Genomic DNA, 12,088 nt, shown 5'->3' with positions numbered 1-12,088 from the left:
TATGTTACCTCTATCTGATAATCATTGGATTGTAGTTGATTTCCGAATAGCAAACCGTAAGAGGTGAATAAGCTAAAGTTTAAAAGGATAATACGATTTACAATTTTAACCAAGTCAGCGATGAATAGCTTTCAAAATTTTCAATACTTATTTCTCAGTTCTTCGCTCGTTTTTTTGAGCTTCAATACCGTTATCGCCAATCCATCGGTTATGCAAACAGATAGTTCCGCTTGGCGGGAGGCGCCGTTTGAGATATTATCTGCTGGATATCCCCCATTCCAAGTGGATGATCTGGGGCATCCTTATGCCGGACGAGAGCACTGCGTGGTGCGGGTGGCTCCGGAGATTAAGGGATTAAAAGGCATCAGGATACCAGCCCAAAGCATAGAAGGGCAGCAGCCTGTTGCCATCACTATCGAGTTTGACCAACCGGCCAAAGTGCTGTTAGCCCTGTTTCAGGCGGAGGATGAGGGGAAATATCTGGAGCCATCAGATTTTGACGGGCCGCTCTCTGCACAACCAATCCTGGAGAACGGGCTGACCTTTACCGGGCTTCCGCCGGTGGATATCTATGCCCTGCCGCTGGAAGCGGGGAAGCACACCATCCAGCCACAACGCAATGGTCTCTTCTCTGTCGTAGGGGTTATTGAGGCAGAACAGCCCATCACGCCCCGCAACGCCGGGCGGATGGATGGCTGCGAGTGGGATACGTTCATTGTGGAAGGCTTTTCGGAAAAGGCGGCCCTCTTTGATATTGTGGGTGGTAAAGACCAGCCGGTAGTTGACAAAGGCATGCCCGGCACCGAGGGCAACCGCGGCGGGTTCGAAGGCGGTCGCCTGGTGAAGATTGATGATACCTATCACATGTTCCCGACCGAACGCATTGGAGAAGAGGGGATCGGCTCCTACCAGGACCGCGTCAAAACCCGTATTGCCCACTGGACCAGCAAAGATGCGGTCCACTGGACCCGGCAGTCCACCTTATACGAATCCAGTGGCGACTATGCGGTGACGGATACCGATAATCCGGCTAATGACCGGCGCAGCGCCCTGTGGTCGTTTATGCCAACCTTTAGCGAAAAAGAAAACCGGTGGCTCGCTACCTATGTGGGGTATACCACCCACCGGACGATTGAACCCAACCACTCGTTTGGCCGCATCTGGCAGGCGCAGTCTGTCCAAAAGGGAAAGGAAGGCATTGGAGGTCCTTATGAGGACCGGGGAATTATCATGGAACCCGGCCTCAATTCACAACTCTGGGAAGGCCGCCAGGCCGTACAGTCTTTTTTTCCCTTCAAAGTGGAGGGCGGCTGGCACGCCTTTTACGGAGGCGGTTTTCCCTGGGGACAGTGGAGTAACTATCCCGACAGCACGCAGCAAGGGTGGTACGTAGGCTTAGCCAAAGCCGACTCGCTGGAGGGACCGTGGGCCCGCATGGATACGACGGTGAACCCGATTACCAGCATGCACCCGTGGTTTATTGAGAATCCGATCGTGAGCCAGCTTCCCAATGGCGTCTATATTGCCATTTATGACGGTGGGCCGGACGGCTGGGGGCTGCACCTGCCGAATATGTTCGGCTACTCCCTGTCGCTGGATGGGCTCCACTGGACCGAAAGCCACTACTTTCCCATCCGAACCAAGGTGGACCAATGGTGGGACATCATGCGTACGCCCATGGGGCTGATCCCGGAGGGCCATGGCATATATACGGTGGTCTACGCGGCCATCGACAACGACAAGCGTTTCCACCCGCTGGGGATGGTGAAGTTCCAGCTGAACCGAGAGGTTCTCCGGCACCGCACAGAGCAGATGAGACAGAATTTGGAATCAGGGAACTTGGAACACTGATTTTGCGGATTCAACAGATGGGCCCGGGATACAATATTGTTATTCGTGCTGATCTGTCCAACGGTGTCATCGGTCTTCTATCGCGTAAGCAGATGAATAAACCCCAATGGAACTTTCAGTATTATAAACTGACAGCTAATCTTAGTACCTCTAATTCTTTATTAAAGAAGATTCAGATCCCCACCTAATTGATACTGTTCCCCTTTCTCCGTTTTGAAGCTTGTTATTTTTCCATCATATCTGAGAGTACATTTTTTGCCGGCCTTTGAGATTACGGTCAGGGATTGGAGGTCACCTTCTGACCAGCTCATCTCCAGCTCAAAACTACCCCGGGCCCGAATACCTTTGATGCTCCCCTGAGAAAGAGCAGAGGGCAGGGCCGGCAGGATGTCAATGGTATGATCGATATGACTTTGGACAAGCATTTCAGCGACACCAGCCGCTCCTCCAAAGTTGCCGTCGATTTGGAAAGGAGGATGGGCATCAAACATATTGGGATAGGATGCTCCTTCGATATCACTGTTGGGATTATCGACCGGGCTTAACATCTTTTTGACCAGTTTGTATGCATGGTCACCATCCCGGAAACGAGCCCAGAAATTAATTTTCCATGCAAGACTCCATCCGGTTCCGCCATCGCCCCTGAAAAGAAGCGACTGGCGGGCAGCGTCGTAAAGTTCTGGGGTTTCTTTCCAGTTAATTTCATTCCCAGGATGCAGTCCCCACAGGTGAGAGACGTGGCGATGTGTTTCTTCGGGATCGTCTTTATCTTCAAGCCACTCTTGCAACTGCCCGTGTTTACCGATTTGGTTCGGCGCAATACGTTCATACTTTCGCTGTAAAGTGTCTCTGAAGGCCGGATCGACATCAAGTATTTTACTGGCTGCTATAGAATTTTGAAAAAGATCCCGGATAAGCTGATGATCCATAGTTGGCCCCGCTACCAGTCCCCCGATTTCAGGAGAGTTTGAAGGCGTACTGATCAACCAGCCTGTATCAGGGTCTTCAACCAGGAAGTCCACAAAAAATTTAGCTGCTTCTTTCATGATCGGGTAGGAGATTTTTTCCAGGTACAGGGTATCCTGGTTAAACTGAAACCGGTTCCAGAGCTGGTGACTAAGCCAGGCACCTCCGGTGACCCAAATGCCATGATTGGAGGCATTGACCGGGGCCGTGCCGCGCCAAATATCCGTATTGTGATGCAGCACCCATCCTCGGGCATCATAGTGTTCTCGGGCTGTTTGCTTGCCGGCCTGTGCCAACTCTTCGGTCATCTTAATCAAAGGCTTGTGGAGGTCCGGCAGGTTTAGCAGCTCAGCCGGCCAGTAATTCATCTCTACATTTATATTCGTTGTGTACTTGCTTTCCCAGGGCGGAGATAACTTATCATTCCAGATGCCCTGCAGGTTCGCCGGCTGAGTACCGGGACGAGAACTGGAGATCAACAGGTACCGACCGTATTGCATATGCAGGGCCACCAGGCTGGGATCTTTGGATTGGGCAAATTGTTGGATGCGCTCGTCGGTAGGCAGGCTGGCATTGGGAGAATTGCCCAAGTCAATACTCAAAGTATTAAAATACTGTTGATAGTCGTCGATATGCCTGGATTTTATTTCATCATAACTGTTGTCGGTGATTCCCTGCATGACACGAGCAGAGATTACTTCGGGGTCACCGGATACGTCTTTATAGTTTTTGAAATTAGTTCCCGCTGAGAGATAAAGAGTCGCCTCATCTGCTCCTTCAACGGTAATCTCATTGTCAGATACTTTTATGCTGCCCCCATCAGACTGGATATTCAGATAGCTTCGTCCTTTGACCACGCTGTTGCGGACTTCTACTGACAGTCCAAGCGTATTCTCATTAATTTTTTGGGTGGTGAAGCCAAAGTGTGGGCTTGTCATGTCAGCCTGGAAACTAATCTTGCCGGCCTGGTCAGCGGACAAATGAATCGCGATCGTCTGGTCCGGGGCACTGGCAAAGTATTCGCGGGTGTACCGGGTGCCATCAACAGTGTAGGCAGTTTTAGCCGTGGCATTGGCAAGATCAAGTTCCCGTCGGTAGTCTGTAACCTGATCGTGCCCATCAAACTCGATGTGGAGATCTCCGAAGGGCTGGTATTTGGCCATGTAGTCGGGATAGCCCGGGGGCTGGAGATCCTGAGGTTTGTAGCTCCATTTTTTATTGAGCGATATCCCTTCTTTTGGGTCGGCTTCTTTGGGATACACCATCAGTGATTGATCACTGTCCCCGAAGCCGGTAAAGCCTCCTTTATCAAAGTAATTGATAATCTGGACCGCAATAGTGTTTGTACCCGGTGTCAAATGAGAAGCGGGAATAGTGTAACTTCGGTGTTGGTCTTTTCCCTGGGTGGATCCAATTTGTTGTCCATTCACGTAGGTGAAATCCTGGTCCCGAATGTGTCCCAGCTTTAGGGTGAGATCTTGTCCGTTCCAATCTTGTGGAAGCTCAAAATGGGTTCGAAACCAAACGGCCCCATCCCGTCCTTCAAGTCCGGCGTTTCTCCAGCCGTCTTCCATGGGCACCGTCATCGTGTCCCAGTTGCTGTCATCATAGTTCTTATTGGATGGGTTTTCGGGGGCTACTACACGTTCTCGAACTTTTTGCAGCCACTCCTCTTTCAATTGGCCATAGGTTTCTTCATGGTATTTGCGTCCCATGAATTCTTCTTGGGCAAGAGCCTCAGCCTCATCTTGGTTGTCCTGGAAAAGCAAGGCGCGTATTTCGGAAAGGTATTTAGAGGCGCCCTCGCGATGGTAGGCCCGTGGTTCCCCGGTCCATAACGTTTCTTCATTAAACTGAATATGTTCTTCAGATGGATCGCCGTAGATCATGGCGCCAAGCCGGCCATTCCCGATAGGAAGCGCTTCGGTCCATGTAGTAGCAGGTTGCTCATACCACAGGATTAATTTCTCTTCTGTCTGACTATTATTATTGCAGCCGATGAGGAATTGAAATAAGATGCATATCCCGATCCAAGTCGATGCATAGCAAAAAATGTTGGTGAATCCCTGGTTGTCCCCAATCATAGGTAAATAATTTGCTCGCTGAAATTATTTTTTAACAAAGATGACGCTCAGACAAAATATATTTTTTTATAAACAAAATCTATTTTCATTAGTAAAAAAAGATTTAAATTATTAGATTCATGGTTCCCGATCCCGAGGGGCACGGAGGTTTTTGAATCTTTGGTTGAGATAGTCTGAGTAAATGATGAGGGGAAAAGGTTGTTAAATGCAAATTTTGTATCAATACAGGTAGTGCCATGAAAATTAATAAGGGATTAGCTGCAATAAAATTTAGTGTCGTTACAGTTTTTATAATCGGTCTTTTCGGACCGTATGCTTACGGGCAAAATCCGGAATTTAATGCTGAGTTGATCGTCCCATTTCAGGAGCAGCATTTGCACGGATCGACCATCGTTGAGCTTTCCAATGGAGACTTACTGGCGAGCTGGTTTCACGGTAGTGGTGAGCGATGGGCTGATGATGTGCGAATCATGGGGGCCCGCAAGAAGGCCGGAAGTACAAGCTGGAGTCAGCCATTCTTGATGGCTGACGTAGAAGGGTTCCCGGATATCAACCCGGTGTTATTTGTGGATAAAAAGGACCGGCTTTGGTTATTCTGGTATACGGTGATTGCCAACCAATGGAAGACCTCTCTGCTAAAATACCGCATCAGCGAAGACTATACGAACACAGATGGGGCTCCCGAATGGAAATGGCAGGCGGACCTGCACGTTAAGCCGGGAGACAAGGCGGAGTGGGGCATCCAGCCCAACGATGCTTTTGTAGCTTCGGTTGAGGAGCAGGTTGCGGAATATAAGACGTATGTTAAGCAGCACGCCAACCAGCAAACTGTCACCAACTGGGAAGAAGAATCGGAAGAGCTGATTTCAAAATCAGCCGGAAAAGATATGGTCAAGGATGGTTTGTTGGTTGATAAGGAGTACAAGCCGGCCCAACTGGGTTATCCATACTTTCGCCGAATGGGGTGGCAGACCCGCAGCAAGCCGGTGGTTACTTCCTCCGGGAGAATCATTCTTCCGCTTTATTCGGATGGATTCAGTTTTTCGATGATGGCCTATACGGATAACCAGGGAGAGAGCTGGAATTTTAGCGATCCGCTTGTGGGTTTTGGAAATTTACAGCCTACCATTGCTGAGACCGCTTCTGGGGAACTTGTCGCCTACATGCGCGACAGTGGTCCGGAACCGAAGCAACTGATGGTTAGCCGATCAACGGATGACGGGCAAAGCTGGAGTACCGTGAAGGATACTGACTTTCCAAATCCCAGTTCCGCGGCCGATATCGTTACTTTGGATAATGGTCACTGGGTGATGCTCTATAATGACACGATTGAAGAGCGCCATAGCCTGGCCGTGGCGCTATCGGAAGATGGAGGCAAAACCTGGCCCTGGAAAAAGAAAATAGAATATAATCCCAGTGATACAACCTCTGTGTATGCTGCCTATCCGGCCATCATTCAGGGAGAGGACGGAACGCTCCATGCTACCTACAGTTTTCGTCGTCCTAAGTCAAAGTCCGATGCAAAGAAAACGATAAAGTATGCTACGTTTAATGAGGCATGGATTAAAAGTGAATAGCGGCCAGATATGAGACGAATATTAAGTATTTCCATAAAAGCGATATGCGGCTAAGGCTACCTTCTGATTCATATTTTCTTGTGACATTCTGCTTACTGGTTGCTTTTTCCAGTATGGGTTGCAGTCAGGAAGCTTCCATACAGGTCGTCTCGGTCCAAAGTAACGGCAAGACGGTTTCCCGGGGAGTATTATCGGAAACCCTTTCTTTTAGCTGGGAGATGAGTTCGGCCAAACGAAACCAGTATCAAACCGCCCGGCAGATCATAGTCGCTGCTTCAGTGGAAGAGCTGGAAAGTGGAGATTACGTTTGGGATTCTGCTAAACAGGAAGATACGAACAACACGAGGATCCCTTATGGTGGAACTTCACTTCAGCCCGCCCAAAAAAATGTATGGAAAGTAAGAGTCTGGGATGAAAATGGGGCAGTTTCTGACTGGAGTAGTCCCGGTACCTTTTATACCGCACTGCCTGATTCCGGTGGTTGGAAGGGTGCTGAATGGATCGGCTACGAAAGATTGCCAGACTCAATGCAGGTTGTTCCCGGGGTTCACGGTTCGGGTGATGATCTTGGAGAAAAAGGGCAAAAACGTCCGGTTATTCCTCAATTTCGAAAGTTTTTTTCTATTGACAAGCCGGTCAAAGAGGCCCTGCTTTTTATTTCCGGGCTTGGGCATTATGAGGCTCGTCTCAATGGACAAAAAATAGGCGATCGTTTCCTGGCTCCGGGGTGGACCGACTACCAAGAAACTGTTTTTTACAATACGTATGATTTGACTGACCAATTAAGTCAGGGCGAAAATGTGTTGGGCGCTACTGTCGGCAACGGTTTCCACAATGTAAATCGGGAGCGGTACCGGAAGCTCGTGATTAACTACGGCATGCCCAGGATGATCAGCCGGCTGAAGATCGTATTTGAAGATGGCTCGGTTCGGAATATTGTTACAGACTCCGGCTGGAAAACGTCGCCCTCGCCCATTACTTATTCCAGCATATACGGGGGGGAGAACTATGACGCCCGTTTGGAACAGCCGGGGTGGGATAGCCCGGATTTCAATACTGATGAAGACTGGAAATCGGCCTTGGCTTTAGATGCGCCGGGCGGTCAGCTTGAAGCACAAATTAATTATCCTGTGAAAATCATGGATACCCTGGAGGTAAAGCGTATCCTGGAGCCGGAACCGGGAAAATATATTTATGATTTTGGACAGAATGCGTCCGGTATTATGCAGTTGGAAGTTAAAGGGAAGAAAGGAGAGGAGGTGATTTTACGACCTGCTGAACTCCTGTCTGATGAGGGTTTGGCCAACCAGGATGCCACTGGCAGTCCCCATTATTACAAATATACGTTGAAGGGCGAGGGTACGGAAACCTGGCAGCCCAAGTTTACTTATTACGGCTTCCGTTATATACAGGTAGAAGGCGCTGCTCCCGATTCCGTAGAGCAAGAGATTAAACCCAAAGTGTCAGACCTTAAATTTCTGCATACGCGCAGCTCCGCTCCCCGAACCGGACATTTTGAAACCTCTTACGAATTGTTCAATAACATTTACTCGTTGATCAACTGGGCTATAAAGAGCAACATCCAGAGTGTGGTTACCGATTGTCCCCATCGCGAAAAGTTGGGATGGATGGAGCAAACTCATCTGATGGGCGGATCTATCCACTACAACTATCACCTCTATCACCTGTATAAAAAACTGGTGTTTGATATGATGGACGCTCAAACAGAGGAGGGGTTGGTTCCCAATATTGCCCCGGAATACGTTGAATTCAACTGGGGCATTGGCTTTCGTGATTCCCCGGAATGGGGCAGTGCTTCCGTTATTCTTCCGTGGATGATCTACAAGTGGTACGGCGACACACAGATCATGGAAGAAGCCTGGCCGATGATGACCAAATATGTCGACTACCTGCAGAGCAAGGTGGATAATCACATCGTGTCACACGGGCTGGGTGACTGGTATGATCATGGTCCCGAGCCACCGGGCTTGGCACAACTCACGCCCAAAGCTCTCACGGCCACCGCTATCTACTATTATGATGTGAAATTGCTGGGTGAAATGGCTGAAACGCTGAGAAAGGCTGACCAGGCTGAAAGTTACAGTGCCCGAGCTGAAGATATAAAACAAGCCTTCAACAAAAGATTCTATAATGGAGAAAGTGGCGTCTATGCAACCGGCAGCCAGACGTCCATGGCCATGCCGCTGGTTGTTGGATTGGCTGATAGCCTGGATCAAAAGCAGGTCTTTAAGAACCTCACCGATTCCATCCGGGCAAATGATAAGGCACTTACCGCCGGCGATGTAGGATTCAATTATCTGGTTAAAGCACTGGAACAGGGAGGAGCTTCTCAGCTTTTGTATGAGATGAATGCGCGGGATGATGTGCCGGGGTACGGATTTCAGCTTAAAAAAGGAGCTACGGCTCTTACCGAGTCGTGGGCGGCCCTGAAGCGGGTCTCCAATAATCACCTGATGCTGGGCCATATTATGGAGTGGTTCTATAGTGGCCTGGGAGGGATCCAGCAGACAGAGGATTCAAAGGCATATGAGCATATTCTTATTGAACCGGATATGGTGGGCAAAATAGAATGGACCAAAGCCTGGTACGATTCTCCCAATGGGCGGATAAAATCAGCATGGGAACAGTCAGAAGATCATGGTGAAATTAATGTGACTATTCCTGTCAATGCTACGGCCACAGTGGTTATACCTTCTGCTGATGTTGGACAGACCACAGAATCGGGAATACCAGTGGAAAATCATGACGATATAGAAGTACAGAAGGTGAGCGAGGCAAATTCTACAACTCGTATCCGGCTGGGTTCAGGGACCTATAATTTTCAATTTAAAAGACTGCAAGACCGTTAGGTGTTATAATATATAAAACTTATAGGTCGGCACTTCTGAATGGCTATCATAGCTTTGGCGCTGATCTATTTAGCAGGATGTACAGAAACTAAATTTTACCGGAAATTAAACTCGATACCATGTTATCTACATTAGATAGAAATTTATACAGCTGCACTGCAAGACTGTTTTCCCTTGTTGGCTTGCTATCCATTATGCCGTGTATTCTCTTTGCACAAGAACCCTCTTTTAAGGTGGATTTAGATCAGTTCGGTCGTCCGGCTAAAGAGGTGAATAAATTGGGATACCAAAGCTGGGCTATTAATGAAGCAGAAGAGCACAGCAGAACTTTTGGCGACGTTGCGATCACCTTCAGTCGTGCAGGGAATGCTGGGACGGTGCTTGGCTCCCATTGGTACAAGGTAGGTATCCAGGCTCCCAATTACGCCCAGTTGATAAATGACGGGCTGACTGTTCAGGAGGGTGATCAGGGAGGGAAGATAAAAATGGAAATTACGGGTCTCCCTCCCGGGAGGCATACGTTGCTAACGTATCATAATACAGTGCAGAATCCCGAAAATAACACATTCAGCCCCATCAACATTACGGTAGATGGGGAATTACAGGTCAAGGGGATGAGGCCCAGTAATCGCGAGCTGAACGACATCAATGGAGAAACGGCCTACCTGCAGATCACAGCCAAAGAGAACCAGACGAATACCATTATTTTTGGCGCAGATGAAGGAGCTACAGCCGCAGTGAAGAATGTTATGATCAACGGCTTTGAGCTGAATACTCCTAATATTAAAAATCAGGCGCGATTACCGGTTCCTGTAAACGGGAATGAACATGTAGAGGCAGATAGTGACGAATTTACCTTGCAGTGGTCGGGCGCTGACAATGCCGATTCGCACGATCTGTATTTTGGAACAGACTCCAGTGCCGTGGCATCGGCCAGTCATGCTTCCTCACAGTTCAAAGGAAATTATCAGGATACGACCTTCCAGGTGGATAGCTTATACAGCATGGACACCTATTACTGGCGGGTGGATGAAGTCTCGGATGGCAGCAGAACACAGGGCGATGTATGGAGTTTTCGTACCGCTCAGCTTGCATTCCCCGGAGCGGAAGGCTACGGTCGGTTTGCCCGAGGTGGTCGCGGCGGAAAAGTAGTAAAGGTGACAAATTTGAACGACAGCGGTCCGGGAAGTCTGAGAGAGGCCGTAAACAAAGATATTGGTCCGCGGACCATCATCTTTGAAGTGTCCGGAATGATTCATCTGGATTCTACACTGAATGTTGACAAACCTTATATCACCGTTGCGGGTCAGACGGCTCCTGGAAAAGGCATCGCCATGAAACATGCGACCTTCGGGGTCACCGGGAACGACGTCATCATACGATTCTTGCGGGTTCGCCTGGGGGCGGATAATGTGGCCTATGGCGGTATGGGGCTAACCGGGAATAATCACAGTATTATGGATCACTGCTCTATTAGCTGGACGATGGACGAAGCATTCAGTTCTCGTGGTGCCAAGAATATTACCCTGCAGCGTACTTTAATATCCGAAGCACTGAATATAGCCGGACATGATAAATATCCACCGGGAACGGCGCATGGCTATGCGGCAAGTATCGGGGGAAGCATCGGAAGTTTTCATCACAATCTGTTAGCGCATAACTATGGACGCAACTGGAGCATGGCTGGCGGGGTTAATGGAAATGGCCGGTATATTGGGAAGCTTGATATCCGCAACAACGTGGTGTATAACTGGGGGACAAGGACTACCGATGGCGGTGCCCATGAAGTCAATTTTGTGAGCAATTATTACAAGCCCGGTCCGGGCACCAAGGTATTTCATGCCCTCAAAGCTGATCATGAAAATTATGGCGGAGGCAAACAGCAGTATTATATGAAGGGGAACGTCATGCCAGGCCACTTTGGGGTGAATAATCAGGAAAAGGGGCAAAAGATAGCCGGGAAAGATGTAGAGTACGAAACTTTTGTGGATCATCGCTTTTTCCCGCCCCATGTCACGACACAGTCAGCAAAAGCTACTTACAAGAACGTCTTGTCGGATGTGGGAAGCAACCAGTCCATGCTGGACCAGCATGACCAGCGGATGATAAAAGAAACGCTGAAGGGAACCTATTCAGTGGAGGGAAGTGTGAGCGGGGAGCCCGGCTTTCCCGATCATGAAAAAGATGTAGGAGGATACGAAACTTATCCTGAAGTCCATCGGGATCAGAATTGGGATAGCGATGACGATGGCTTGCCAAACTGGTGGGAAACGATCCACGGCTTAGACCCCCATTCAGACAAAGGCGAGTTTTCGGATGCCAATACCGACGATGACCGGGACGGTTTCACAAATTTGGATCACTACCTCGCGTGGATGGCCGAGCCGCATTACAGTACTCCTTCAGGGACCAAGATTGAAATTAACCTGGAAAAATTGGCTCGGGGCTACACGAATGCTCCTACCTTCACTATATCAAAGACTGCTAACGGAACGGCGACGGTTACAGAAGGAGTAGCTGAGTTTAAGCCTGAAGGTAAAGGGTTGGGATCATTCCAGTTTACCGTCACTGACAAACACGGCGATTCAATGACCCGGACCGTAAATATTGTGAGTGGATACGATGTCAAATTTTAGCCTGTTCCTTAATTAGAAAAGAAGGATTGAAGCCAGGGATAAAAGATCAGTTGTTATGCAAATGCTCATGAGGAAGTATTGGGCCACACTTATAAGAACTATAT

Annotated in this window: 5 protein-coding genes; 4 read left to right on the top strand and 1 reads right to left on the bottom strand. The window is 48.9% G+C overall.

Going from position 1 to position 12,088, the window contains the following annotated elements:
- The first annotated feature begins 120 nt into the window (after window positions 1-120).
- Entirely contained in the window at window positions 121-1,851 is a 1,731-nt protein-coding gene (locus J6I44_RS00305; protein ID WP_265763929.1) for a glycoside hydrolase family protein, read from the top strand.
- A gap of 161 nt (window positions 1,852-2,012) precedes the next feature.
- On the opposite strand, the gene J6I44_RS00300 is transcribed toward J6I44_RS00305, so the two are convergent.
- The gene (locus tag J6I44_RS00300; protein ID WP_265763928.1) at window positions 2,013-4,901 is read right to left on the bottom strand and encodes a glycoside hydrolase family 95 protein; all 2,889 of its coding nucleotides are present in this window, start codon (window positions 4,899-4,901) and stop codon (window positions 2,013-2,015) included.
- A gap of 236 nt (window positions 4,902-5,137) precedes the next feature.
- On the opposite strand from J6I44_RS00300, the gene J6I44_RS00295 reads away from it, so the two are divergent.
- From J6I44_RS00295 to J6I44_RS00285, 3 genes are all read left to right on the top strand, one after another.
- Window positions 5,138-6,478 (top strand): sialidase family protein, encoded by a 1,341-nt coding sequence (locus J6I44_RS00295; RefSeq protein WP_265763927.1) that lies wholly within the window; start codon window positions 5,138-5,140, stop codon window positions 6,476-6,478.
- Window positions 6,479-6,591: 113 nt separating this feature from the next.
- Entirely contained in the window at window positions 6,592-9,348 is a 2,757-nt protein-coding gene (locus J6I44_RS00290) for a family 78 glycoside hydrolase catalytic domain (RefSeq protein WP_265763926.1), read from the top strand.
- A gap of 119 nt (window positions 9,349-9,467) precedes the next feature.
- Window positions 9,468-11,984 (top strand): Ig-like domain-containing protein, encoded by a 2,517-nt coding sequence (locus J6I44_RS00285; protein WP_265763925.1) that lies wholly within the window; start codon window positions 9,468-9,470, stop codon window positions 11,982-11,984.
- Window positions 11,985-12,088 lie beyond the last annotated feature (104 nt).

This window comes from Fodinibius salsisoli, from assembly GCF_026229185.1.
GTDB lineage: Bacteria > Bacteroidota > Rhodothermia > Balneolales > Balneolaceae > Fodinibius > Fodinibius salsisoli.
This window is presented reverse-complemented; position numbering and strand designations above follow the sequence as displayed.

Bases quoted from the DNA above. Each gene is read 5' to 3' on its own strand.
- J6I44_RS00290 (WP_265763926.1), top strand. From the start codon at position 6,592: ATGGGTTGCAGTCAGGAAGCTTCCATACAGGTCGTCTCGGTCCAAAGT.
- J6I44_RS00300 (WP_265763928.1), bottom strand. From the start codon at position 4,901: ATGATTGGGGACAACCAGGGATTCACCAACATTTTTTGCTATGCATCG.
- J6I44_RS00285 (WP_265763925.1), top strand. From the start codon at position 9,468: ATGTTATCTACATTAGATAGAAATTTATACAGCTGCACTGCAAGACTG.
- J6I44_RS00305 (WP_265763929.1), top strand. From the start codon at position 121: ATGAATAGCTTTCAAAATTTTCAATACTTATTTCTCAGTTCTTCGCTC.
- J6I44_RS00295 (WP_265763927.1), top strand. From the start codon at position 5,138: ATGAAAATTAATAAGGGATTAGCTGCAATAAAATTTAGTGTCGTTACA.